27 protein-coding genes and 1 tRNA gene are annotated in these 23014 nt (G+C 57.8%); 9 read left to right on the top strand and 19 right to left on the bottom strand.

Going from position 1 to position 23014, the window contains the following annotated elements:
• Positions 1–101: 101 nt before the first annotated feature.
• The 5 genes from P7C00_RS11225 (at position 102) to P7C00_RS11205 (ending at position 3707) form a co-directional block, all read left to right on the top strand.
• The gene (locus P7C00_RS11225; RefSeq protein WP_404938944.1) at positions 102–527 is read left to right on the top strand and encodes a hypothetical protein; all 426 of its coding nucleotides are present in this window, start codon (positions 102–104) and stop codon (positions 525–527) included.
• Between the two features lie 276 nt (positions 528–803).
• Entirely contained in the window at positions 804–1475 is a 672-nt protein-coding gene (locus tag P7C00_RS11220; protein WP_404938942.1) for a hypothetical protein, read from the top strand.
• Positions 1476–1527: 52 nt separating this feature from the next.
• A complete protein-coding gene (locus P7C00_RS11215; protein ID WP_342403653.1) occupies positions 1528–1719 on the top strand; it encodes a hypothetical protein in 192 nt (63 codons plus the stop codon).
• Positions 1716–2117: a hypothetical protein gene (locus tag P7C00_RS11210; protein ID WP_404938940.1), complete on the top strand. Its 402-nt coding sequence runs from the start codon at positions 1716–1718 to the stop codon at positions 2115–2117. Before P7C00_RS11215 ends, P7C00_RS11210 begins: the two co-directional genes overlap by 4 nt.
• A 393-nt stretch (positions 2118–2510) precedes the next feature.
• Entirely contained in the window at positions 2511–3707 is a 1197-nt protein-coding gene (locus P7C00_RS11205; RefSeq protein WP_404938938.1) for a tyrosine-type recombinase/integrase, read from the top strand.
• Between the two features lie 69 nt (positions 3708–3776).
• Here the strand turns inward: P7C00_RS11205 and P7C00_RS11200 are convergent.
• The 9 genes from P7C00_RS11200 to thrS form a co-directional block, all read right to left on the bottom strand.
• Positions 3777–3853, bottom strand: a tRNA-Pro gene (locus tag P7C00_RS11200).
• A gap of 88 nt (positions 3854–3941) precedes the next feature.
• Positions 3942–4298, bottom strand: a complete 357-nt coding sequence (locus P7C00_RS11195; protein WP_007920509.1) for a MerR family transcriptional regulator — start codon at positions 4296–4298, stop codon at positions 3942–3944.
• Positions 4279–4581, bottom strand: a complete 303-nt coding sequence (gene ihfA, locus P7C00_RS11190) for an integration host factor subunit alpha (protein WP_002553164.1) — start codon at positions 4579–4581, stop codon at positions 4279–4281. Before ihfA ends, P7C00_RS11195 begins: the two co-directional genes overlap by 20 nt.
• Positions 4582–4584: 3 nt before the next feature.
• Positions 4585–6963, bottom strand: a complete 2379-nt coding sequence (pheT, locus tag P7C00_RS11185) for a phenylalanine--tRNA ligase subunit beta (RefSeq protein WP_404938936.1) — start codon at positions 6961–6963, stop codon at positions 4585–4587.
• Positions 6964–6998: 35 nt separating this feature from the next.
• A complete protein-coding gene (pheS, locus tag P7C00_RS11180; protein ID WP_011060419.1) occupies positions 6999–8015 on the bottom strand; it encodes a phenylalanine--tRNA ligase subunit alpha in 1017 nt (338 codons plus the stop codon).
• 110 nt (positions 8016–8125) lie between these two features.
• On the bottom strand, positions 8126–8482 hold the full coding sequence (rplT, locus tag P7C00_RS11175; protein ID WP_081818697.1) for a 50S ribosomal protein L20: 357 nt from the start codon (positions 8480–8482) through the stop codon (positions 8126–8128).
• Between the two features lie 30 nt (positions 8483–8512).
• On the bottom strand, positions 8513–8707 hold the full coding sequence (rpmI, locus tag P7C00_RS11170; protein WP_002553160.1) for a 50S ribosomal protein L35: 195 nt from the start codon (positions 8705–8707) through the stop codon (positions 8513–8515).
• 60 nt (positions 8708–8767) lie between these two features.
• Entirely contained in the window at positions 8768–9319 is a 552-nt protein-coding gene (gene infC, locus P7C00_RS11165; protein ID WP_169893379.1) for a translation initiation factor IF-3, read from the bottom strand.
• Positions 9319–11241, bottom strand: coding sequence for a threonine--tRNA ligase (thrS, locus tag P7C00_RS11160; RefSeq protein ID WP_346631673.1), 1923 nt, complete (start codon positions 11239–11241; stop codon positions 9319–9321). The genes infC and thrS overlap by 1 nt, the downstream gene beginning before the upstream one ends.
• Positions 11242–11627: 386 nt before the next feature.
• On the opposite strand from thrS, the gene P7C00_RS11155 reads away from it, so the two are divergent.
• Both P7C00_RS11155 and P7C00_RS11150 read left to right on the top strand, forming a co-directional pair.
• On the top strand, positions 11628–11927 hold the full coding sequence (locus tag P7C00_RS11155) for a hypothetical protein (protein ID WP_346631674.1): 300 nt from the start codon (positions 11628–11630) through the stop codon (positions 11925–11927).
• Positions 11928–12219: 292 nt separating this feature from the next.
• On the top strand, positions 12220–12432 hold the full coding sequence (locus P7C00_RS11150; RefSeq protein ID WP_003179963.1) for a cold-shock protein: 213 nt from the start codon (positions 12220–12222) through the stop codon (positions 12430–12432).
• Positions 12433–12502: 70 nt separating this feature from the next.
• Here the strand turns inward: P7C00_RS11150 and P7C00_RS11145 are convergent, their stop codons facing one another.
• Together P7C00_RS11145 and P7C00_RS11140 are read right to left on the bottom strand one after the other, a co-directional pair.
• On the bottom strand, positions 12503–12814 hold the full coding sequence (locus P7C00_RS11145; RefSeq protein ID WP_221808749.1) for an I78 family peptidase inhibitor: 312 nt from the start codon (positions 12812–12814) through the stop codon (positions 12503–12505).
• Between the two features lie 162 nt (positions 12815–12976).
• Positions 12977–13282 (bottom strand): hypothetical protein, encoded by a 306-nt coding sequence (locus P7C00_RS11140; protein WP_346631675.1) that lies wholly within the window; start codon positions 13280–13282, stop codon positions 12977–12979.
• Between the two features lie 165 nt (positions 13283–13447).
• Here P7C00_RS11140 and P7C00_RS11135 point away from each other — a divergent pair, with 165 nt between their 5' ends.
• Positions 13448–13660, top strand: coding sequence for a hypothetical protein (locus P7C00_RS11135; protein WP_123725702.1), 213 nt, complete (start codon positions 13448–13450; stop codon positions 13658–13660).
• A 33-nt stretch (positions 13661–13693) separates the two neighbouring features.
• Here the strand turns inward: P7C00_RS11135 and P7C00_RS11130 are convergent, their stop codons facing one another.
• The 8 genes from P7C00_RS11130 to P7C00_RS11095 all read right to left on the bottom strand — a co-directional run bounded on the left by P7C00_RS11130 (position 13694) and on the right by P7C00_RS11095 (position 21407).
• Positions 13694–14722 (bottom strand): nucleoside hydrolase, encoded by a 1029-nt coding sequence (locus P7C00_RS11130; protein WP_346631676.1) that lies wholly within the window; start codon positions 14720–14722, stop codon positions 13694–13696.
• A gap of 42 nt (positions 14723–14764) precedes the next feature.
• Positions 14765–15169, bottom strand: coding sequence for a D-ribose pyranase (gene rbsD / locus P7C00_RS11125; RefSeq protein WP_346631677.1), 405 nt, complete (start codon positions 15167–15169; stop codon positions 14765–14767).
• Positions 15166–16083 carry a ribokinase gene (gene rbsK, locus P7C00_RS11120; RefSeq protein WP_404938934.1) on the bottom strand — a complete coding sequence of 306 codons (918 nt, stop codon included), beginning with the start codon at positions 16081–16083 and terminating at the stop codon, positions 15166–15168. The genes rbsD and rbsK overlap by 4 nt, the downstream gene beginning before the upstream one ends.
• Positions 16084–16107: 24 nt before the next feature.
• Positions 16108–17127, bottom strand: coding sequence for a LacI family DNA-binding transcriptional regulator (locus tag P7C00_RS11115; protein WP_404938932.1), 1020 nt, complete (start codon positions 17125–17127; stop codon positions 16108–16110).
• A gap of 3 nt (positions 17128–17130) precedes the next feature.
• Positions 17131–18108, bottom strand: a complete 978-nt coding sequence (locus P7C00_RS11110) for an ABC transporter permease (RefSeq protein WP_404938930.1) — start codon at positions 18106–18108, stop codon at positions 17131–17133.
• Positions 18105–19658, bottom strand: a complete 1554-nt coding sequence (locus P7C00_RS11105) for a sugar ABC transporter ATP-binding protein (RefSeq protein ID WP_346631680.1) — start codon at positions 19656–19658, stop codon at positions 18105–18107. The genes P7C00_RS11110 and P7C00_RS11105 overlap by 4 nt, the downstream gene beginning before the upstream one ends.
• A 57-nt stretch (positions 19659–19715) precedes the next feature.
• Positions 19716–20672, bottom strand: coding sequence for a sugar ABC transporter substrate-binding protein (locus P7C00_RS11100; RefSeq protein ID WP_123725709.1), 957 nt, complete (start codon positions 20670–20672; stop codon positions 19716–19718).
• A gap of 282 nt (positions 20673–20954) precedes the next feature.
• Positions 20955–21407 (bottom strand): hypothetical protein, encoded by a 453-nt coding sequence (locus P7C00_RS11095; RefSeq protein WP_346631681.1) that lies wholly within the window; start codon positions 21405–21407, stop codon positions 20955–20957.
• Between the two features lie 340 nt (positions 21408–21747).
• Between P7C00_RS11095 and P7C00_RS11090 the strand changes: the two genes are divergently transcribed.
• Positions 21748–22836, top strand: a complete 1089-nt coding sequence (locus P7C00_RS11090) for an asparaginase (protein WP_123725710.1) — start codon at positions 21748–21750, stop codon at positions 22834–22836.
• The last annotated feature ends 178 nt before the right edge of the window (positions 22837–23014 follow it).

The following is a 23014-nucleotide window of genomic DNA, read 5'->3' as shown; positions in this document are numbered from 1 at the left end:
CGCCAGCTGGTCGACCGGATGTCTCGAAGCATATTGCGGGATTTTCGGCGCCATTCTTATTCCTCCTTGAATACAAGTTCAGCATAGCTTGAGGTATTCCCATGCCCACAGAAACTCAACACCTGGAGCAGCGAGTAGCTGCCCTTCAGTCCGACCTGAACACCAAGGACGAGCAGATAGACGCTCTGACCTTCAGCGACAACGACCGCGAGCTGTCCCGGCGATCATGGTTCGATGAAGCGAAGCGGCTGGAGAAGGAGGTTGAGGCTCTGCGCAAGGCCCTGAAATTCTATGCCGACCGGGAGCATTACCACTTTGAGAGCGGTAACTGGGACACAGTGAGCGGAGAACCGCTGAATATCCTTTGGTGCGGCGATGAGCCTGACTTCATCGAAGATGGATGGGTTGCGCGCTCTGCCCTATCCGCCAGCGCAGAACCGGGTGCGCCGATTGCGAAGCAAGAACTGCAGCTCGAAGACCCTGAGCGCCAGAGGCTGATCGCCTGGGGGGCGCAACTGTGGGCTTGAGGAGGCATCGAAAGTCTGTCAGCGCATGGCTCATGAGGCGTACTACCCGCCTGGGACCAGGGTTTAAGCACTTCACGCCCAAAGCCCAGATGCGCCTGGGCGACATCCTGATCAAAGCGGCGAATGCAATCGGCGGCCTACCTGACGGCCCCTACGAGCGCTTTCATGCGCGCCAGGGCAACAAAACCCGTTAGGAGTACATTTGTACTCCTCCCGCAAAAACCTCACCCCGTCCCCACTTTCAAGCCAGCCGCAGCAGCGGCCAAGGACTAAGTCATGCCTGAAATAAAAGAACGGCCGATCCTGTTCTCAGCGCCGATGGTGCGCGCCATTCTGGAAGGTCGGAAGACTGTCACGCGGCGCCCAATCAAGCCAAGCATGAGAGGCTTCGATGTCTCGTTCGAACTGCACCAGCAGGATGACGGGTCATGGCGCCCGATGCACACGTTCGACGAGAGCTGCATGGATGACCAAGGCACCGAGCACCCGATAGCCTGCCCCTACGGCCAGCCCGGCGACCAGCTGTGGGTGCGCGAGAGCCTCGGCTATGACTGCGAATACGGTCACTACTTCGCCGCCGGCGGAAAGCATGGCGAAACGGTCTATCTGTGCTCGCTGTTCGATGATGAGGATGCCCAGACAGGCCCAAGCTATGACGGTCTGCTGCCCGAGCGATCCGTTCCAAGCATCCACCTGCACCGGCGTTACAGCCGCATCCTGCTGGAGATCACCGACGTGCGCGTCGAGCGGCTGCAGGACATCACGCCAGACCAGGCAATTGCCGAGGGGATTCGTCCCGCTGACGATGGCTTCTTCGAAGTCGATAAAAATGTCCTCGTTGGCGCAGATCCTCGAGAAAGCTTCGAGATGCTTTGGCAATCCACCGGCGGCGACTGGAACGCCAACCCCTGGGTCTGGGTCGTCGAGTTTCGGAGGGTGCAGCCATGATCCTCCCCGCCCTGCTCTTCGCAACCTGGAACATCTACACGGGGCCAATGCCATGAACAGGTTCTTTCGCAGAAAGGCCGAGGCCTGGTTGATCAGACTGGCTGCATGGATCTTGATCGGCCGCAACGTTGCCCGTTGCAAGGTCGTATCCCGCCGCGACAACAACGACATGTGGGGAATGGCTGAGAGCCTGGAAGGGATCGCCGACCGCATCAGCTCCGGCTACAAGGGGCCAAGGTCATGAAAGCGCGCATCGAGAAGAAGCTCAGCAAGCGCCTGGTCGAGCTTGCTCCATCGCAGTTCAACGGCGCATGGGTCGATAAAGACGAGCCAAGCGAACTGGCTTACGAGCAGGGCACCCGGGTCAGTCACGTTTGGAGCGTCGGCGGCGGAGTCGACTACTGGGGCGAAGGATGCGATGCCTACACCACCTGGGAAATCTGGAAGATGAACTGGTGCTGGCATGGGCCGTTCGAAACCTACCCGGAGGGGCATCGGCATCAGTTCTACCCAAACACTGAAGGCTTTCGACCAACCACGCAAAACCTTATGGCGCTGGCAGCTGAGTGCGAGCGCCTGAGTCAGCAAGCGAGATTAAGAGTCCGCCCGGCCCGGCATAAGCCGGCCGCTGCAGCAGCCTGACAACGAACCGGGCAAACGCCTGAACAGTGCCACGGCGTAACGCCGGCGGCGATCAGCACGATCTGAAACAACACCCTCAACAATCGGAAAGCCTGCCGGCGATGGCGGGCGAGGAATCCCTATGGCCAATACAAAGGCAACGCAGGCCGTAGAGCTTGCGCCCCGCTTCATCAGAGCAATGAAGGCTCCCGCATACCTCGGTATGTGCAGAGAAGAATTCAAGAACACCGTCAGGCCGCACCTGACTGAAATCCGCATTGGAAAACAGGGCGTTGCATTCGACCGCAACGAGCTCGACGCCTGGGCAGATGCCTACATCCAGTCGGTCGCAATTGAAAAAGCGAGCAATGAGGACAACAATCCGCCCCGCAGTGGGCGCCAAGGAGTTAAAACATGGCGCGAAAAACGATCTCAGGCCTCTACCAGAGGAACGGGATTTGGCACATCGACAAAGTCGTCAGAGGTAGCCGACTTCAGGAAAGCACTGGAGCAAGCGAAAGGGAGGAAGCGGAGCAGTACCTGATCCACCGACTGGAGAAGCTTCGGCAGGAAAAGGTTTACGGCGTGCGACAGGTCAGAACATGGCGTGAAGCTGCCACCCGCTTTCTGGTGGAGTTCAAGGACCAGCCATCAATCGGGCTATCCGCCTCGCATCTTGAACAGCTTGACCCGTATATCGGCGATCTGCCGATCACGCACATCGATGACGGAACCCTGGCGCCGTTTGTGCGTGACCGCCAGAAGCCGACCAAGACGGCGCAGGGAAAGGTTAAGCCGGGCGTATCGAACAGGACGGTGAACATCGCCCTACAACGAGTCGTCAGAATCTTGAACCTTTGCCATCGCAAGTGGCGGGATGCAGAAAAGCGGCCGTGGCTTGATAGCGTGCCGATGATATCGATGATGGAGGAAAAGAAGTCCAGCCGGAAACCTTACCCGCTGTCCTGGGAAGAGCAATCCATGCTGTTTGCCGAACTGCCGGACCACCTGTTGAGGATGACCCTCTACAAGGTCAATACCGGATGCCGGGAACAGGAGGTTTGCAAGTTGCGGTGGGATTGGGAGATACGGGTGCCTGAGCTCAGCACCAGCGTGTTTCTGATACCGGCCGGGTTTGGCGGACGAAGTGCCAAGGCTGGAGTGAAGAACGGCGATGAACGCCTGGTGATTCTGAACAAAGTAGCAATGTCCATCATTGATGGTCAGCGCGGCCTACACCGGGAGCTGGTGTTCCCCTATGGGCAACCAGATCAATTCGGGCCCACGGCCATGCATCGGATGAATGATTCAGCATGGAAGAAGGCCAGAGTGCGCGCAGCAGACAAGTGGGAGAAGGACCACCGGACACCTGCGCACCCCGGGTTCAGATCGATCAGGATTCACGACTTAAAGCACACCTTTGGCAGAAGGCTACGTGCAGCAAGCGTGACAGAAGAAGATCGGAAGGCATTGTTGGGACATAAGAACGGCAGCATTACGAGCCACTATTCTACCCCGGAGCTGCAGCATCTGATTGAGGCAGCGAACAAAGTATCAGCGACCGATTCGCGAGGGCCGGCACTGACCATCTTGAGGAGGAAAACGGGTTGAACCCCCGCAAAAGTCCCTGGGCATGAAAAAGCCCAACCTGTGAAGATTGGGCTAAGTCATTGAAAAATATGGTCGGGACGGAGTGATTCGAACACTCGACCCCTAGCACCCCATGCTAGTGCGCTACCGGACTGCGCTACGCCCCGACTAGGCGTGAAACCCGTTTCACTTCTCAGGAAACGTTGAGGAATATACCGCAAGCTTTTGAAAAGTGGAAGTATTTAATACGATGAATTACTTCTTGAGCACCACAAGCACATCTTCCAGCTCAGAGATCATCTGACGGATCAGTTGCTTGTACTGGGTGGTGTCATCTTTGGCCTCATCGCCGGAAAGGCGCAAACGCGCTCCGCCGATGGTAAACCCCTGGTCATAAAGCAACGCGCGGATCTGCCGGATCATCAACACGTCCTGGCGCTGATAATACCGGCGATTTCCGCGGCGTTTGACGGGGTTGAGTTGAGGAAACTCTTGCTCCCAATAACGCAGCACATGCGGTTTGACCGCACAGAGCTCGCTGACTTCACCGATGGTGAAGTAGCGTTTACCCGGAATGACCGGGAGCTCGTCGTTATGACTTGGTTCCAGCATAAGCCTCAACTCGGGCCTTCAACTTCTGCCCTGGACGAAAGGTGACCACACGGCGAGCCGTGATCGGGATTTCTTCACCCGTTTTCGGGTTGCGGCCAGGACGCTGGCGTTTATCCCGAAGGTCGAAGTTACCGAAACCGGACAATTTGACCTGTTCGTTGTCTTCGAGAGCGTGCCTGATTTCTTCAAAGAATAGCTCGACCAATTCCTTGGCCTCGCGTTTATTCAGGCCTAGCTCTTCGTAGAGACGTTCGGCCATTTCAGCTTTCGTCAGAGCCCCCATACGTCACTTCCTTAACGTGGCGTTCAACCTTTGTTCGAGCGAGGTGAGGATGTTTTGTGTCGTGGAATTCACCTCATCGTCATTAAGAGTGCGCGATGGATGCTGCCAGGTCAAGCCGACGGCAAGGCTTTTTCTATGCGGATCAATGCCTTTACCCTGATAGACGTCAAAGAGCCTGAGGTCTGTCAGCCATTCGCCTGCATTTTCACGAATTACGTCCAGAACGTCACTCGCCGCAACGTCACGATCCGCCAGCAACGCCAGGTCACGGCGCACTTCTGGGAAACGCGAAAGCTCGTGGAACTTCGGAAGACGACCTTGAGCCACCTCACCCAGAACCAGCTCAAACACGTAGACCGGACGATCCAAGCCGAGATTTTTTGCCAATTCCGGATGAATAGCCCCCAGGTAACCGACCTCACGACCATCACGCTCGATACGTGCAGTCTGGCCAGGATGCAGCGCAGGATGCTTGCCCGGAGCAAAAGTGAATTCATCCAGTGCGCCAGCAAGGCCCAGCACTGCCTCGACATCCGCCTTGACGTCAAAGAAGTCCACACCGTCGCGACCTTGCGCCCAACCTTCAGGCAAGCGACTGCCGCAAACGACGCCAGCCAACATTGGCTGCTGCTTCAAGCCTTCCAGTTGACCGACAAAACGCAAGCCGCTTTCGAACATGCGGACGCGATCCTGCTGACGATTCAGATTGTGCTGAAGTGCCTTGACCAGGCCTGGCCACAAGGAGGAGCGCATGGCCGCCATGTCAGCCGAAATCGGGTTGGCCAACAGCAACGGTTCAACACCTGGATTGAACTGCTCAAACAGTTTCGGATCGATGAAGCTATAAGTGATTGCTTCCTGATACCCACGGGCTACCAGCAGGCGCCGCAGGGCAGGCAGATCACCTTGCGCTTCCGCCTTGGCCTGAGGAGCCAGACGAGCCTGCGGATAACGAACCGGCAAGCGGTTATAGCCGTAGAGACGCGCCAACTCTTCGATCAAGTCGACTTCAAGGCTGATATCGAAACGGTGGCTTGGCACTTCAACGCGCCATTGGCCTGCACCATTGGCAGTGACTGCCAGGCCCAACGCGGTGAGCAGACGCTCGACCTCGGAGCCATCGATTTCCATGCCCAGCATCTGAGTGATGCGTTCAGCGCGCAGCGTTACAGGTGCAACAGATGGCAAGTGCTGCTCGCTGACCGCTTCGATGATCGGACCAGCTTCGCCGCCAGTGATCTCAAGCAACAAGCCAGTTGCACGCTCCATGGCCTCGCGAGCCAACTGCCAGTCCACACCACGCTCATAGCGATGAGAAGCATCGGTATGCAGGCCATAGGAACGGGCTTTGCCAGCCACCGAAATCTGGTCGAAGAAGGCGCTTTCCAAAAACACATCGCGAGTGTTTGCGGTAACACCACTGTGCTCACCGCCCATAACACCAGCGATTGCCAGAGCACGGGTGTGGTCTGCAATCACCAGGGTATCGCTACGCAGGGTAACTTCCTGGCCGTCGAGCAGTACCAGCTTCTCGCCCTCTTCAGCCATGCGCACCCGAATACCGCCGTTGATTTCGGCGAGATCGAAAGCATGCAGCGGCTGGCCCAGTTCGAGCATCACATAGTTGGTGATATCCACTGCGGCATCGATACTGCGCACGTCGGCACGACGCAAGCGTTCAACCATCCACAGAGGGGTCGGCTTGGACAAATCGACATTGCGAATAACCCGACCCAGATAGCGCGGGCAGGCCGTCGGAGCCAATACTTCCACAGGGCGTACTTCGTCGTGCACTGCGGCAACCACTTTCACTTCAGGGCGCTGCACTTTAGCGGCATAGAGCGCACCGACCTCACGGGCCAGACCAGCAAGCGAAAGGCAGTCACCACGGTTTGGCGTCAGATCGACCTCAATACTGGCATCGTCCAGGTTCAGATAGACGCGAACGTCCCCCCCCACTGGAGCATCGGCCGGAAGCTCCATCAGACCATCATTGCCTTCGCCAATCTGCAGTTCGGCCTGGGAACACAGCATGCCGTTGGATTCAACGCCACGCAGCTTGGCTTTCTTGATCTTGAAATCGCCCGGCAGCTCGGCGCCAATCATCGCGAATGGGATCTTCAAGCCTGGACGCACATTAGGTGCACCGCAGACCACCTGGAAGGTCTCTGCGCCGTTGCTGACCTGGCATACGCGCAGCTTGTCGGCATCTGGGTGCTGCTCGGTGCTGAGCACTTCGCCCACCACTACACCACTGAAATCACCGGCGGCTGGCGTTACGCTGTCAACCTCAAGACCGGCCATCGACAGACGAGCAACCAGCTCGTCACGACTCACCTGCGGGCTAACCCAGCCACGCAGCCATTGTTCACTGAATTTCATCCTGCTCTCCTAATAGATTCGTTACGGACGCGCGACTAGCGAAATTGCGCAAGGAACCGCAAGTCGTTGTCGAAGAACAGGCGCAAGTCATTGACACCGTAACGCAGCATGGCCAAACGCTCGGCGCCCATGCCGAAGGCAAAGCCCTGGAACTCTTCCGGATCGATCCCGGACATACGCAGCACATTTGGGTGAACCATGCCGCAGCCCATGACTTCCAGCCAACCGGTCTGTTTGCAGACGCGGCAACCTTTACCGCTGCACATCACGCACTCCATATCAACTTCAGCGGATGGCTCGGTGAATGGGAAGTACGAAGGACGGAAACGTACGGCCAATTCTTTTTCAAAGAACACCCGCAGGAACTCTTCAATGGTGCCTTTCAGGTCGGCAAAATTGATATCACGATCCACCAGCAGGCCTTCGACCTGATGGAACATCGGCGAGTGGGTGATATCGGAGTCGCTACGATAGACACGGCCTGGGCAGACGATGCGAATCGGCGGCTGCTGCGATTCCATGGTGCGGACCTGTACCGGCGAGGTATGGGTGCGCAACAGCATGTTCGCATTGAAATAGAAGGTGTCATGCATCGACCGGGCCGGGTGATGGCCTGGGATGTTGAGCGCCTCGAAGTTGTGATAGTCGTCTTCGACCTCAGGGCCTTCGGCGATGCCGTAGCCAATGTGGGTAAAGAACTGCTCAATACGTTCCAGGGTCCGCGTAATCGGGTGCAGACCGCCAGAGGTCTGGCCACGGCCCGGCAGAGTTACGTCAATGCACTCGGCAGCGAGTTTGGCGCTGAGTTCCGCCTCCTCGAAAGCCGCTTTGCGCGCATTGAGAACCTCTGTTACACGCTCCTTGGCAACGTTGATCAGCGCTCCGACTTGCGGACGCTCTTCGGCAGGCAGGTTGCCCAGGGTCTTCATCACCTGAGTCAGTTCGCCCTTCTTGCCAAGGAAGTGAACCCGGATCTGTTCCAGGGCATTGATGTCTTCAGCGTGTTGCACGGCCTCAAGTGCTTGAGAAACCAGCGCATCCAGGTTTTCCATGTACAGACTCCAGATACAAAATAGGGGAAGAGCTTGAAGGCTCTTCCCCTATTTATGACGTTTAACACCAGAGCCCACGAAAGGTGAGCCCGGATGACTGTCGGGGGTACTTAAGCCAAGGTGGCTTTAGCTTTCTCGACAATCGCAGCAAACGCCGCTTTTTCGTTCACTGCCAGATCAGCCAGAACCTTACGGTCGATCTCGATGGAAGCCTTTTTCAGGCCAGCGATCAGACGGCTGTAAGACAGACCGTTAATACGAGCACCAGCGTTGATACGAGCGATCCACAGAGCGCGGAACTGACGCTTTTTCTGACGACGGTCACGGTAGGCGTATTGGCCTGCCTTGATTACCGCTTGCTTGGCAACACGGAATACGCGCGAGCGTGCGCCGTAGTAGCCTTTAGCAAGTTTCAGAATTTTTTTGTGACGTTTACGGGCAATGACGCCACGCTTTACACGAGCCATGAGTTACTTCCTCTATTCTTGATCCAAAAATTAACGAAGGCGCAACATGCGCTCGACTTTTGCCACGTCAGACGGATGCAGCAAGCTGCTACCGCGCAGTTGACGCTTACGCTTGGTCGACATTTTGGTCAGGATGTGGCTCTTGAAAGCGTGCTTGTGCTTGATACCGTTAGCAGTTTTCAGAAACCGCTTAGCAGCACCACTTTTGGTTTTCATCTTTGGCATGTTCGGATACTCCGCATTCAGTTGATAAACATAATCAGAAGGCCTGCCGTGCCCTGTTGATTACTTCTTCTTTTTCGGGGCGATGACCATGATCAGCTGGCGTCCTTCCATCTTAGGATGCTGTTCGACCGAACCGTACTCTTGCAGGTCAGCTTCAACCCGCTTGAGGAGTTCCATCCCCAGCTCCTGGTGGGCCATCTCACGGCCGCGGAATCGCAAGGATACCTTGGCCCTGTCCCCGTCACTCAGGAAACGTACCAGGTTGCGCAGTTTTACCTGGTAATCCCCTTCCTCCGTCCCTGGACGAAACTTGATTTCTTTAACCTGAATCTGCTTCTGGTTCTTCTTCGCAGCAGCAATCTGTTTCTTCTTTTCGAAGATCGATTTGCCGTAATCCATCACCCGGCAAACAGGTGGGACTGCGTCGGCGGAAATTTCCACCAGATCCAGCTTGGCTTCTTCAGCTATACGAAGCGCTTCATCAATCGAGACGATGCCAATCTGCTCGCCGTCAGCGCCAATTAACCGAACCTCGCGTGCCGAGATATTCTCGTTGATCGGGGCTTTCGGTGCAGCTCGTTTATCTTGTCTCATATCACGCTTAATAATAATTACTCCGAATCTTGGCGACCACGCCGGGAAACCGCTTGTGCGAGGAACGCCGAGAATTGGTCCACAGGCATCGAGCCCAGGTCTTCACCTTCACGGGTACGCACAGCGACAGTCTGCATCTCGACCTCCCGATCTCCAATAACCAAGAGATAGGGAACCTTGAGCAAAGTATGCTCGCGGATTTTAAAGCCGATCTTTTCATTTCTCAAGTCGGACTTGGCACGAAATCCGCTTTGATTGAGTGTTTTTTCTACTTCAAGGGCAAAATCTGCCTGTTTATCAGTGATATTCATCACCACGGCCTGAGTCGGAGCCAGCCACGCAGGGAACGCACCCTCGTAATGCTCGATCAGAATCCCGACAAAACGCTCGAATGAGCCGAGAATCGCCCGGTGCAACATCACCGGATGCTTACGGCTGTTGTCTTCGGATACGTATTCAGCACCCAGGCGGATCGGCAGGTTGAAGTCCAACTGCAAGGTACCACACTGCCATACACGGCCCAGGCAGTCTTTCAACGAGAACTCGATCTTCGGACCATAGAACGCTCCCTCACCCGGCTGCAGATCATACGGCAACCCGGCACTATCCAAAGCCGCAGCCAGCGCATTTTCCGCACGGTCCCACAACTCATCGGAACCCACGCGCTTTTCAGGGCGAGTGGAAAGCTTCATCTCGATGTCCTTGAAGCCGAAGTCGGCATAGACATCCATAGTCAGCTTGATGAACGCAGCGGACTCGGCCTGCATCTGATCTTCAGTACAGAAGATGTGAGCATCGTCCTGAGTAAAACCACGCACACGCATGATGCCGTGCAGCGCTCCCGAAGGCTCGTTACGGTGGCAAGCACCGAATTCGGCAAGTCGCATCGGCAGCTCGCGGTAGCTCTTCAGGCCCTGATTGAACACCTGCACGTGGCACGGGCAGTTCATGGGCTTGATCGCGTAGTCGCGACTTTCCGATTCGGTGGTGAACATGTTCTCGGAATAGTTGGCCCAATGCCCGGACTTTTCCCAAAGGCTGCGATCGACCACTTGCGGAGTCTTGATCTCCAGATAGCCGTTTTCACGCTGCACTTTGCGCATGTACTGCTCAAGCACCTGGTACAGGGTCCAACCATTGGGATGCCAGAACACCATGCCCGGCGCTTCTTCCTGGGTATGGAACAGCCCCAAACGTTTGCCGATCTTGCGATGGTCGCGCTTTTCAGCCTCTTCGATACGCTGGATATAGGCAGCGAGCTGCTTCTTATCCGCCCAGGCAGTACCGTAAACCCGCTGCAACTGCTCGTTCTTGGCATCGCCGCGCCAGTAGGCACCCGACAGCTTAGTCAGTTTGAACGACTTCAGGAAACGCGTGTTCGGCACGTGCGGACCGCGGCACATGTCGACATATTCTTCGTGATAGTAGAGGCCCATTGCCTGTTCATTCGGCATGTCCTCCACCAGGCGCAACTTGTAGTCCTCGCCACGAGACTTGAACACATCAATCACTTCGGCTCGCGGAGTGACCTTCTTGATAACGTCGTAGTCTTTCTCGATCAGCTGCTGCATGCGCTGCTCGATAGCGGCCATGTCTTCGGGCGTGAAGGGACGCTCATAAGCGATGTCGTAATAGAAACCTTCATCGATGACCGGGCCGATGACCATCTTGGCGGTCGGATACAGCTGCTTGACCGCATGCCCTACCAGGTGAGCGCAAGAGTGGCGAATGATCTCAAGCCCCTCTTCGTCCTTTGGCGTGATGATTTGCAGGGTTGCGTCGCCGTCAATCACATCGCAGGCGTCGACCAGCTTGCCATTGACCTTGCCGGCCAGGGTGGCTTTAGCCAAACCTGCGCCAATGGATGCAGCGACCTCAGCTACGGAAACCGCATGATCGAATGAACGTTGACTGCCGTCGGGAAGAGTAATAGTGGGCATGGCGCCTCCTCTCCTAGTGGTGACCCCTACCAAAGGTCACGTGGGTTGGGATGAGCCAGTACGCGATTCAGTCCGGCCGTTCTGTAACAAACGCCTGCCTCACAGTGGCAAGAGCCTTGCGGCCAACCGATAAACCGAACCAGAGTGACTGGGGTTCAAATCAAAATTAATGAGGCATAGACCGCGAGGGAGAAATGAAACACCCAAAGCTTGAAAACACCCAAGCCGGGCATGCTAGCACAGATAAATCGCAATCACCGCGCAGCAAGTTTCCCAAAAGATACTTTCCAGTCTTTTATTGAGGAAAGTGAACTTGCGATGTACGCCGAACCTCAAATACCCGGAGAATCGTCGTCCTTGCTATCGACCTCAGGAGAACTCGACTCATGCGCCTTACCCAATTATTTGCCCTTGCCACCCCACTCGCCCTGCTCCTGCCCTTGAGCGCACAAGCTGCATGGCCTGCCGGAGCTCGTGCCGACTATATGAAGGACTGCACTGCAGCAGCCAGCCAAAGCATCGACGCCAAAAGCGCCGAGAAACATTGCGCCTGCGGTGCAGACAAGCTGAATGAAAAATTCACCACCGAGGAAATCAAGGAGCTGATGAGCAAATCCAAGCAGCCTAGTGCTGAGCTGAGAACCCGAGCTCTGGACGCCATCGCTGCTTGCCGAGTGGTCAAATAACCTGACAAGGCTCGAAACAGTCTGTGCCAACGCCTGTCAGGAGGCCTGAAACGCGGTTTTTTTCACAATTTACGCAGCTTTTACGGGTTTTTTTATCACCGCTTGTTTTCCGTGAAAGCCCCTTAAACCGGGGCCTGCAGCCAACTCGAACGGTAAAATACACGGACACATCGGGCAAAGAGCACCTACAGGGGGCTCCCAAGCCGAACATTTCGACTATGATAGCTCGGTGTGCCCAGTTGGCCTGAGCAGCACAGCACTACTGAAAATATATGTTTCTTGGAGATACACCATGTCTAATCGCCAAACCGGCACCGTAAAATGGTTCAACGATGAAAAAGGCTTCGGCTTCATCACTCCTCAAGGTGGCGGTGACGACCTGTTCGTACACTTCAAAGCTATTGAAAGCGACGGTTTCAAAAGCCTGAAAGAAGGCCAAACCGTTTCCTTCGTGGCTGAGAAAGGCCAAAAGGGTATGCAAGCTGCACAAGTTCGCCCTGAGTAAGTTCTCAGCGAGCTAAAAAAACCCCGTCCATGTGACGGGGTTTTTTATGGGCGGGAAAAAAAACTAAGCCTCAACCACAGTTGACCCGAGTAACCACCAGACCAGCATCGGTATTGAGGTTCAGGCGGTCGGAGCGGTACTCCAGAGTAATCATGTCATTAGGCTTGAGGAAACGCGCATATTGCGCTCCTGCGCGAGTACGGGCCTGCTCCAACAGCTCGGGAGAAGCCTTCTTGCCGACGGCAAATTCGGCAGCTGTTGCTTCACAACGAGTGTGCCCGGACTCAGAGGCCACAGGTTCCTTTGTCGACCCGGTGGCGCTGCATCCACTGAGTACAACAGCGGCCAACAAGGTTCCGAATGAAGCGAGCTTCCAAGGCATGAAGCCTCCTTTTCAAAATTAAGCAGAGATCGTGCGACAGCCGATTAGCCTTTTGGTTTCAAAACAAAATGGCCTTTTGCCCTATGCCACGGACAGCGGATAAGTCTGCCTCAGGCATTGCGACATATTCACAGGACAATCGTCACTGAATATGAACAAGAATCAATAGACATCGATGTAGTCGAACGCCGGCTTCGGCCAGTTCTGCTTCAGCGCATTGAATATCTGCATTACCCAGACCTCATCGCTGGCCGCCACGTTTCCGACATAGCCGGACCCAGCGGCCCAGGTTTCCAGGCGAAACAACAAACCCTCGATCTCGACACCTCCCACAACTCCCGAAGAGATGTAAGCAATCCCGGTCTTGGTGACACGCAACTGGGTATGAACGTTGTCACTGGCCGACGCCAGAAGCTGGCGCACCGCCTCCAGAGTCAGGGCATCAGGCTGATTCAAATCGATTTGCACAAAAGCTTCCTTGAGCGCAGGAAAAGCGCCAGTGTCGCATAGCCCCCCGCTTGATGCCTAAGTCGGAGTGCCAAACGTCCGGCAACATGGTTAACTCTGCGACGCAGCAAACACCCGCCCAGGCCCAGCCCTGGTGCCCGCCTTATCCGAATTCGTGAGACTTTCATGGCCACCGTGAGTATCGACGCCGACATCAAAGCCAAATGGCCACAGGGCCAGTGCTCCTATAGCCCAGGGAGCCCGGAAGAGTTGGCGATCATTGGCATAGACCTGCTGGTCAAGGAACTGGGAACCCAGTCCGCCCGAGCGTTCATCGAGCAGGTTTTCGAGAAGTACCCGGCCGATCACCCGGGCGCACAGGACCCGGAACGAGAATAGAACCCCGCAGGCAGGAGCCTGCGGGGGCTCTGCTTACTTGAGGCGAGCCAGACGCTCGGTGAGCAAGTCGAAGAAGCCCTGAGCATCACCGCTCTCAACCCAGAACACGTTCTTTTCCTGCTTCAGACCGTCGTACCAGTCAACGATGGTCTGGCCGAACGTCGGCCCTTCACGACTGTCGACAACCATGTTGGCCTGACGTCCGCTGAACAGCTCAGGCTTTAGCAGATAAGCGATCACCGTCGCGTCATGCACCGGGCCACCAGGAATACCGTAGTGCTCCATGTCGCCCTTGACGTACTCATTGAGGATATCCCCTACCACCTTGCTGGCATTGTTGTTCAAGGCGGCGATCTTCTGCAGTCGCGCCTCGCTGGTCAGCACCTTGTGGGTCACGTCCAGTGGCAGGTAGGTCAGCTTGACGCCACTCTTGAGCACCACTTCGGCCGCTTGAGGATCGGCGAACAGGTTGAACTCCGCCACCGGGGTGATATTGCCGCCATTGAAGTGCGCCCCCCCCATGACCACCACTTCCTTGATGCCCTGGGTAATATCCGGCGCCTGGATCAATGCCAGTGCCAGGTTGGTCTGCGGACCCAACATGGCGATGGTGATGCTGTGGGGCTTGGCCGCCCGCAACGTATCGATCAGATAGTTGATCGCATTACCTTTGGCCAGTGGCGCCTTGGGCTCATGCACAGTTACCCCGGAAATGCCTTCCTTGCCGTGGATATTCTCGGCATAGATTGGCGTACGCAGCAGCGGTTTTGGCGCCCCGGCGTAGACCGGGACTTCATCGCGACCAGCCCACTCACGGGCCAGACGAGCATTCCGCGAGGTCTTGTCCAGGCGCACGTTGCCCGCCACCGTGGTCAAGGCACGAATATGCAACTCCTCGGGTGAGGCCAGGGCGAACAACAGGGCCACCACATCGTCGGCCCCCGGATCGGTGTCGATGATCAGATCGATTTTTTCCGCCGCCTGAGCGCCGGTAGCAGTGAGTAGAGACAAGAGCAGCAGACTCCGGAACCAGTGTTGAAACAGCAGAGCATAGCGGTGCATGGCGCACTCCTTGTGCAAGATAAGGAAAAGCCGGACAGCGGCCTAGAAGGTCACCCCGGCAACCAGGGCGATGTTGCAATACGGCTGGCACTCTCCCGTGCGAATCACCGCACGAGCCTGACGACTGAGCACCTTGAAATCTTCGTGACTCATCAATCTCCGGGTCCCCAGTTCGCCACCGAGGTTCAGCACGTCCAGCCCCAACAAGGGCTGCGGCCGCTTGAGCAGAATCTCCTCGGCCAGCACATGACTCTCCACCTGCATCTCGCTGAGCACTACCTTGAGGGTGCCGAGAAAATCGGGAACGCCGTGAGTCAGGGCCAGATCGATCAACTCGACGCCAGGAGGCACAGGCAGGCCGGCATCACCAATCACCACGATGTCACCGTGGCCCAAAGAGGCAATCAAGCGTGACAGGGCAATATTGAGCAAAGGTGTCTTTTTCATGAAGGGACAAAGGCCTGAACGTCGGACAGCGTGGGAATGGAAGGTTGTGCACCGGCACGAGTCACCGACAGCGCTGCGGCGACCTGACCAAAGCGAATCGCCTCGGCCTCACTCTTGCCGGCAGCCAGGGCGGCGGCAAAACCACCGACGAAGGTATCCCCCGCTGCCGTGGTGTCGATGGCCTTGACCTTAGGCGCCGGAAAATGCTCGAAACTGCGGCCATTGGCAAACAGCGAACCTTGCGCCCCCAGGGTGATGATGACCTTACCGGCTCCAGCGGCGATCAAGCGACCTGCCGCAGTCTCGGCACTCGCCAGGGAGTCCACCGCCACGCCACTGAGCGCGGACGCCTCGCTTTCATTGGGGATCAGGTAGTCGATCGAGCCGTACCACTGCGCCGGCAGCGGGCCACTGGCCGGCGCCGGATTGAGAATCACCGTCTTGCCCAGTTCACGCCCGCGCTTGAGGGTGTACCCCACCGTTGCCAAGGGCACCTCCAACTGACAGATGATCACGTCGGCCTCCTGCAACACCCGATCGAACCCCGCAACCTTCTCGGGGCTGAGCAGGCCGTTGCCACCGGCGACGATGACAATTGCATTCTGGCTACTGTCATCCACCACGATCAGAGCGACGCCGCTGGAACCCTCCACCACGCTCACCGCCTGGCAATCGATCTGCTCGGCGAGCAAGGCACTGCGCAATTGCTCGCCATAGGCGTCATCGCCGACACAGCCGACCATCGACACCTGCGCCCCCAGCCTGGCCGCCGCCACTGCCTGATTGGCCCCCTTGCCACCGGATACCGTGGCAAAGGATTTGCCAATCAGCGTCTCGCCCCCTCGCGGCAGGCGCTCGGCCCGGGTCACCAGGTCCATATTGAGGCTTCCCACTACCACTACTTTTGCTGGCATACATCGATACTCAATCGTTTGGATTCAGCGGAACTCGGCAAATGCGCTGCTGAGCGGCGCAGTCGATTCCCGCAAGACAATATTCGGCGTAACGATGCGCTGGTCGACCGGCAAATCCCGCGAGGCAATACGGCGCAGCAGCAACTCTGCCGCGGTTTCACCCAGTTGCAGGATCGACTGACCCACCGTGGTCAGCGCCGGGTAGACATAACGGCTCATGAGGATGTCGTCGAAGCCAATCACCGAGAGTTCACTGGGCACACGGATATTGCGCTCCGCCGCAGCCCGCAACACACCGATGCCCATCATGTCGTTGGCGGCGAAAATTGCGCTTGGCCGGCGCCCCTCAAGCAACTGCGCCGCAGCGCGATAACCACCGGTGCTACTGAAGTCACTTTCCAGGATGCGCCCTGCCGGCACCTCGACGCCGGCCTCCTGCAATGCCTGGCGAAACCCCGCCAGGCGCATTTGCGCCACACTGGTGTTGGCCGGGCCGCCGATGCAGGCGATGTCCCGGTGACCTAGCTCCAGAAGGTGGCGGGTCGCCAGGTAGGCACCGTAATGGTGGTCGATACGCACCAGATCGGCGTCCACCCCTTCCAGCCCGCGATCGACAATCACCATCGGCGTGCGCACCCCGGCCAGGCCCTGAGCCAGGCCACTGTCGCCACCAGCGGATGTCACGATCAGTCCATCAATGCGCTTTTCCAGAAGCACCCGCAGATAGTTGCGCTGCTTGTCCGGGTTATCGTCGGAGTTGCAGAGGATCACGCAGTAACCGTTGCGCTCGCAGTAGTCCTCGATCCCTCGTGCCAGTTCGGCGAAGTAAGGGTTGAGACTGTTGGGCACCAGCAGGCCGATGGTCGCGGTGGTCTTGGCCTTGAGTGAACGAGCCACTGCACTGGGTACATAGTCGAGGCGCTTGATCGCCGCCTCGACCTTGACCCGCACCTCTTCACTGACCGGCCGCGTCTTGTTCAGTACATGGGACACCGTGGTGTAGGAAATCCCCGCCAGCGCCGCCACATCCTTGATTGTTGCCATGAATCAAACCCGCCGATTGGCGCGCTGGCTGCGATAGGTATCCAGCACCACGGCAATCACAATGACCGCACCGGTGATGATGCGCTTGGTCGGTTCTGATGCGCCGATTTGCGCCAGGCCTGCAGCCAGCACGGAAATAATCAAGACGCCGAAGAAGGTACTGATCACCGAACCGCGTCCGCCCATCAGGCTGGTGCCGCCAATCACCACCGCGGCGATGACCTGCAACTCCAGACCGGAGCCCGCATTCGGGTCTGCCGCTTCCAGGCGAGAAATTTGAAACAGCGCTGCAATGCCCGCCAACAACCCCATCAGGCTGAACACCAGGATCTTGTAGGGTTTGGGATTGATCCCCGCCAGACGCACCGCCTCTTCGTTGGTACCGATGCCGATCAGGTAGCGGCCGAACACGGTGCGCGTCAGCACCGCCTGGGCCAGGAAGATAATCAGCAGGGCAATGATAAACGACGGCGAAATGCCAAAGGCAATTGGATTCGACAACCAGGCGAAAGCATCACCGATATAGGCCGTGCGCGAGCCGGTCATCTGGTAGGCAACGCCCCTGGCCATTTCCAGCACCCCCAGGGAAACGATGAACGACGGGATGCGCCAGGCCACAGTGATCGAGCCCGTGATGGTTCCCGCCAGCGCCGCACAGGCCATGCCCAGCAACGCCGCAGGCACCACGCTCCAGCCCCAGCCGAGAATTGCCACGCTGACCGTCGAGGCCGCCAGGGCCAGCACCGACCCCACGGACAGATCGATACCACCGATGATCAGGACGAAGGTCATGCCTACCGCCAGCACCATCAGGTCGGGGATCTGGTTGGCCAGGGTGCTGAAGGTGTCATAGGAAAGGAAGTGGCTGCTGAGCTGGGAGAACAGAACGATCATCCCCAACAACGCCCCCGCCAGGCCCAGGTAGGTGCCGAGGCCGTAGTAATGGCCGCCTCGCTTGCCGCTTGCAGGTGCAGTTTTCATGATGCATTCCTAGGCGTCGCTTCGCTGAGCAACGCATCTCGTTTTTGATAGCCGGCAAAGGCGGCGGCAAGCAATTCATCCTGGGTCCAGCTGTCACGCTCGAAGGTGTCGATCAGACGCCCAGCCGAGAGCACGCCAATGCGATCGCAGATCAGCATCAACTCACGCAAGTCGCTGGACACCACTACCAGGGCCTTGCCCTGGCGGGTCAACTCCCCCAGCAAGCCATAGATATCGAACTTGGCGCCGACGTCGATACCGCGAGTGGGCTCGTCGAACAGCAACACCGAACAGTCGCGCTCCAGCCAGCGGCCGATCACCACCTTCTGCTGGTTGCCGCCGGACAATTCGGACACCAATTGCGCCGGACTGGAACTGCGAATGCGCATGGCATCGATCTGCCGCTGGGCCAGTTGCTCTTCGTCCTGAGCATTGACCAGGCCGCCGCTGGAAATCGCCGGCATGTTGCCCAAGGCGATATTGGCGCTGATGGACTGGGTCAGCAGCAGCCCTTCGCCCTTGCGATCTTCAGTGATCAACGCAATGCCGTTGGCCACCGCATCCACCGGGGAGCGAATGCTTACTGGCCGGGCCGGCGTGCCCAGGGCAATGCTGCCGCTGTCGGCGACGTCGGCACCAAAGATAAGCCGCAGCAACTCGGTACGCCCTGCCCCGATCAGGCCGGAAATACCGAAGATCTCGCCACTGCGTACCTCGAAGGACACATCACAAACCTTGTCCGAGCGACTGAGGTTGTTCACCGTCAGCGCCGGCGCACCAATCTTGCGCTCGCCCAGATCAATGTGTTCGCCCAGCTCGCGCCCCACCATCAGGTTCACCAGCTGTTCGCTGTTGTAGTTGGCCATGGGCTCGACACACACCAGGCAACCATCACGCAACACAGCAATGCGCTGGGCTACGCGGGCCAGTTCTTCCAGGCGATGGGAGATATAGATGATGGACACGCCCCGGGCCTGCAGGCGGGTGATCTGCTCGAAGAGCATCTCCACCTCACGGGAAGTGAGCATGGCCGTCGGCTCATCGAGAATCAGCACATGACAATCACCGATCAGATTGCGGGCGATCTCCACCATCTGCTGATGACCGATGCCCAATTCACCCACCAGCGTGTCGGGATCGATAGCGTCCAGGCCGACCTGGGCCATGGCCTCGATTGCCGCCTTGCGCAATTGCTTGCGGCTGATCCAACCACCGTTGCTGGGCAGGTTGTCGAGAAACAGATTCTCGGCCACCGACAGGGTTGGCAACAGGTTGAGCTCCTGCATGACCATGCGAACCCCCGCCTCTTCCGCTTGGGTCCGGCTACCGGGACGATAGTCCTGGCCGTTGAACTGCATGTGGCCGGTGGTGGGGCTGACCAGGCCACCGATGATCTTCGACAAGGTGCTCTTGCCGGCGCCGTTCTCACCGGTCAGGGCCAGCACCTCCCCGCGCATCAGCGTCAGGTCGATGCCGGTCAATACCGGTTGTGCATAGGTCTTGCCGATACCGCTGACCGAGAGGACAGCGTTCGCAGCGGAAACTGACATAAGAAACTCTCCATGCGCTCGCCTGAACGGGCGAGCGCCGTTGTGCCGCCGGAAGGACTACTTGGTGACCAGCTCGACTGGAGTTTCGATCACGCCGTTGGCACCGCTGTCGACTTTCTCGCCCTTGAGGATCTTCAGTGCGGTCTCGATGCCGAACACCGCCTGCTTGGCAGCGAACTGGTCGGCAGTGGCCAGGACCCGGCCATCCTTGAGCATTGGTTTGATGGCGTTGATATTGTCGTAGCCCACCACCTGGACCTTGCCTGCCTTACCGGCAGCCCGCACCGCGGAGACCGCCCCCACTGCCATGCTGTCGTTACCGGCCAGCAATGCCTTGAGATTCGGGTATTCACTGAGCATCGCCGAAGCCACACGGTTGCCTGCGTCGATTTCCCAGTCGCCGGATTGCAGCGAGACCACCTTGATCTGCGCGGCGTCCATTGCGTCCTTGAAGCCAGCAGTGCGCTGCTGTGCGTTAGTGGTGGTGGAGACCCCTTCGATGATCCCCACTTCGTCGCCGGCCTTCAGTTGCTTGGCCAGGTACTCACCCACCAGGCGAGCCCCCTTGCGGTTGTCCGGACCTACGAAAGGTACGCTGATGTTCTTGCTTTTCAGCACACCGGGATCGAGTTGGTTGTCGATATTGATCACCGTGATCCCGGCATCCACCGCCTTCTTGATCACTGGCACCATGGCCTTGGAGTCGGCGGGTGCAATCACCAGGGCATTGACCTTGGAGACGATCATCTGCTCGACGATGCGGATCTGGTTGGCGGTGTCGGTTTCGTCCTTGATGCCGTTGGACACCAGGTCGAAATCGGCGGAATGCTCTTTCTGATAAGCCTTGGCGCCGTCTTCCATGGTCAGGAAGAACTCGTTGGCCAGGGACTTCATGACCAGGGCGACCTTGGGTTTCTGCGAGGTCTCGGCATAGGCCGATGAGAGAGGGAGGGCAGCGGATGCAGCAGCCAGAACAGCAACAGCGAGTAAACGTCCAGCGAAGGGCAGCTTCATGAATTCACTCCGATCTTATGATTATTGTGAGCAGCGTTCGCACGGCAGGGTGAGCAGGCCGTCATCGGCATGGATGGGAGGCCGGTGCCGCACCCTGGAAAGATAGACGATTGTCGTTATCCAAAGGCCGCGCAAACGTTTGCGTAAAACGAACTATGCGAACCTCGCCAGAGTTTGTCAACGCCGATCAGAGCCTGGAAAAAGGACACAGACAGCGGGCAAAACCCAGCTGTACGAGAGGAGAAGCCTGTCCGCACCGTAGCGGCGAACAGGCTCTGAGGGTCATGCAGTGGTGTTTAACAGGCCGCCTGAGGAGGAGGAGTCCTTGGCCAGCTCACGAACCAGATTGCCCGATACCTCTGCCAGGGCCCCGTTGGTTTGGGCGATCTGCCCTTGAAGCCCCATGACCACGGTCTGCTTGGCTTCAGGGGTCGGATAGTCGGCGGCCTGGGCGGCAGCCAGTTGCTGTTGCTGCTGTTTGAGCTGCTCCTGCAACTCTTGCATGCGCTTGAGCAGCATCTTGACGACGATACTCTGATTATCTCCACCCGAGTCTGCGGCTTCGGACTTTTCGGCCTGCTTGCTGGAACCAACCCGGAGGGTGCCCGACTCATCGGTACCCAGCGCCGTGGATGCCTCCTCGGCAGCGGCCTTACTCAATGCATCAATGGTCGCCGGCGATTTGCCATTGATCAAAATCGCTCCTGCGCCAGGAAATCCGACTGACAGAGACATATGAACTCCTGAAAAAAAAGATCCTGTCGGGTCATCGACCGCCCCGCGACATTCTTTAATGACGGCCCCTCCCCCCTTGTGCCGAACCACTGACGGGCATTTTCGGATTGCCGAACGCCCACCCGCGCAAACGTTCGGAAACCCGGACGCGCACCACTCCGCCGTCATCAAAAATAGAAATAAAATTGATATAAATCAGTAACTTAAAATACTTATCAGGCCAAGGTAGCGCTGGTACAGATCCTGCTCAATCCTCACTGCCTCGCCGCATACAGATCTGCGGCCGAGGTGTTTCTAGATGAACCTGCATCAGCACCGTCTCACTACTAGAGAGAAAATAATGAAATCTGCCTTCAAAACCTTCGTTCCGGGCGCTTTGGCCCTCCTCCTGCTTCTGCCTGCGGCCGTGCAGGCCAAAGAGGCTGAAACCCAACAGAAACTCGCCAACGTCGTGGTCCTCGCCACCGGTGGCACCATCGCCGGCGCCGGCGCCAGCGCCGCCAACAGCGCCACCTACCAAGCAGCCAAAGTCGGCATCGAACAACTGATCGCCGGCATCCCCGAGCTGAGCCAACTGGCTAACGTGCGTGGCGAGCAAGTCATGCAGATCGCCTCGGAAAGCATCACCAACGAGAACCTGCTGCAACTGGGTCGCCGCGTCGCCGAGCTGGCCGACAGCAAAGACGTCGATGGCATCGTCATCACCCACGGCACCGACACCCTGGAAGAAACCGCCTACTTCCTCAACCTGGTGGAAAAGACCGACAAGCCGATCGTGGTCGTCGGCTCCATGCGCCCAGGCACCGCCATGTCGGCTGACGGCATGCTCAACCTGTACAACGCAGTAGCCGTAGCCGGCAGCAAGAACGCCCGCGGCAAAGGCGTGCTGGTTACCATGAACGACGAAATCCAATCCGGTCGCGATGTCAGCAAGATGATCAACATCAAGACCGAAGCCTTCAAGAGCCCATGGGGCCCACTGGGCATGGTAGTGGAAGGCAAATCCTACTGGTTCCGCCTGCCTGCCAAGCGTCACACCATGGATTCGGAGTTCGACATCAAGAACATCAAGAGCCTGCCTGACGTAGAAATCGCCTACGGCTACGGCAACGTCAGCGACACTGCCTACAAGGCCCTGGCGCAAAGCGGCGCCAAAGCCATCATTCACGCCGGTACCGGTAACGGCTCTGTGTCCTCCCGCGTAGTGCCAGCCCTGCAAGAGCTGCGCAAAAATGGCGTGCAGATCATTCGCTCTTCCCACGTCAATGCTGGCGGCTTCGTACTGCGCAACGCCGAACAGCCTGACGACAAGAACGACTGGGTTGTGGCTCACGACCTGAACCCACAAAAAGCCCGCATCCTGGCCATGGTCGCCCTGACCAAGACTCAGGACAGTAAAGAACTGCAACGCATGTTCTGGGAATACTGACAGCCCCCCCGCTCGACCGGTCCCGGTCGAGCAGGCGTCAACCACTCGCCCCCTCCGGGCGAGTGGTTCCGCCCCCCCCTGACAGCCTCGCCGCACCCTCCCCCCGTAAAAATTCTCCCCCACCCGCGAGACAAATGCGTAAAGCGTGGTCAGGGGAACTTCTTGAATCTTAAGCAGT

The sequence above is a fragment of the Pseudomonas sp. JDS08PS003 genome, assembly GCF_045013505.1.
Taxonomy (GTDB): Bacteria; Pseudomonadota; Gammaproteobacteria; order Pseudomonadales; family Pseudomonadaceae; genus Aquipseudomonas; species Aquipseudomonas protegens_B.
The sequence above is the reverse complement of the archived record's forward strand: the minus strand, read 5'-3'. Positions and strand labels throughout refer to the sequence as shown.

What these genes read in the sequence shown, in the direction of transcription:
- P7C00_RS11225 (WP_404938944.1), top strand. Translation starts at nt 102, where the DNA reads ATGCCCACAGAAACTCAACACCTGGAGCAGCGAGTAGCTGCCCTTCAG.
- P7C00_RS11220 (WP_404938942.1), top strand. Translation starts at nt 804, where the DNA reads ATGCCTGAAATAAAAGAACGGCCGATCCTGTTCTCAGCGCCGATGGTG.
- P7C00_RS11215 (WP_342403653.1), top strand. Translation starts at nt 1,528, where the DNA reads ATGAACAGGTTCTTTCGCAGAAAGGCCGAGGCCTGGTTGATCAGACTG.
- P7C00_RS11210 (WP_404938940.1), top strand. Translation starts at nt 1,716, where the DNA reads ATGAAAGCGCGCATCGAGAAGAAGCTCAGCAAGCGCCTGGTCGAGCTT.
- P7C00_RS11205 (WP_404938938.1), top strand. Translation starts at nt 2,511, where the DNA reads ATGGCGCGAAAAACGATCTCAGGCCTCTACCAGAGGAACGGGATTTGG.
- P7C00_RS11195 (WP_007920509.1), bottom strand. Translation starts at nt 4,298, where the DNA reads ATGCTGGAACCAAGTCATAACGACGAGCTCCCGGTCATTCCGGGTAAA.
- ihfA (WP_002553164.1), bottom strand. Translation starts at nt 4,581, where the DNA reads ATGGGGGCTCTGACGAAAGCTGAAATGGCCGAACGTCTCTACGAAGAG.
- pheT (WP_404938936.1), bottom strand. Translation starts at nt 6,963, where the DNA reads ATGAAATTCAGTGAACAATGGCTGCGTGGCTGGGTTAGCCCGCAGGTG.
- pheS (WP_011060419.1), bottom strand. Translation starts at nt 8,015, where the DNA reads ATGGAAAACCTGGATGCGCTGGTTTCTCAAGCACTTGAGGCCGTGCAA.
- rplT (WP_081818697.1), bottom strand. Translation starts at nt 8,482, where the DNA reads ATGGCTCGTGTAAAGCGTGGCGTCATTGCCCGTAAACGTCACAAAAAA.
- rpmI (WP_002553160.1), bottom strand. Translation starts at nt 8,707, where the DNA reads ATGCCAAAGATGAAAACCAAAAGTGGTGCTGCTAAGCGGTTTCTGAAA.
- thrS (WP_346631673.1), bottom strand. Translation starts at nt 11,241, where the DNA reads ATGCCCACTATTACTCTTCCCGACGGCAGTCAACGTTCATTCGATCAT.
- P7C00_RS11155 (WP_346631674.1), top strand. Translation starts at nt 11,628, where the DNA reads ATGCGCCTTACCCAATTATTTGCCCTTGCCACCCCACTCGCCCTGCTC.
- P7C00_RS11150 (WP_003179963.1), top strand. Translation starts at nt 12,220, where the DNA reads ATGTCTAATCGCCAAACCGGCACCGTAAAATGGTTCAACGATGAAAAA.
- P7C00_RS11145 (WP_221808749.1), bottom strand. Translation starts at nt 12,814, where the DNA reads ATGCCTTGGAAGCTCGCTTCATTCGGAACCTTGTTGGCCGCTGTTGTA.
- P7C00_RS11135 (WP_123725702.1), top strand. Translation starts at nt 13,448, where the DNA reads ATGGCCACCGTGAGTATCGACGCCGACATCAAAGCCAAATGGCCACAG.
- P7C00_RS11130 (WP_346631676.1), bottom strand. Translation starts at nt 14,722, where the DNA reads ATGCACCGCTATGCTCTGCTGTTTCAACACTGGTTCCGGAGTCTGCTG.
- rbsD (WP_346631677.1), bottom strand. Translation starts at nt 15,169, where the DNA reads ATGAAAAAGACACCTTTGCTCAATATTGCCCTGTCACGCTTGATTGCC.
- rbsK (WP_404938934.1), bottom strand. Translation starts at nt 16,083, where the DNA reads ATGCCAGCAAAAGTAGTGGTAGTGGGAAGCCTCAATATGGACCTGGTG.
- P7C00_RS11115 (WP_404938932.1), bottom strand. Translation starts at nt 17,127, where the DNA reads ATGGCAACAATCAAGGATGTGGCGGCGCTGGCGGGGATTTCCTACACC.
- P7C00_RS11110 (WP_404938930.1), bottom strand. Translation starts at nt 18,108, where the DNA reads ATGAAAACTGCACCTGCAAGCGGCAAGCGAGGCGGCCATTACTACGGC.
- P7C00_RS11105 (WP_346631680.1), bottom strand. Translation starts at nt 19,658, where the DNA reads ATGTCAGTTTCCGCTGCGAACGCTGTCCTCTCGGTCAGCGGTATCGGC.
- P7C00_RS11100 (WP_123725709.1), bottom strand. Translation starts at nt 20,672, where the DNA reads ATGAAGCTGCCCTTCGCTGGACGTTTACTCGCTGTTGCTGTTCTGGCT.
- P7C00_RS11095 (WP_346631681.1), bottom strand. Translation starts at nt 21,407, where the DNA reads ATGTCTCTGTCAGTCGGATTTCCTGGCGCAGGAGCGATTTTGATCAAT.
- P7C00_RS11090 (WP_123725710.1), top strand. Translation starts at nt 21,748, where the DNA reads ATGAAATCTGCCTTCAAAACCTTCGTTCCGGGCGCTTTGGCCCTCCTC.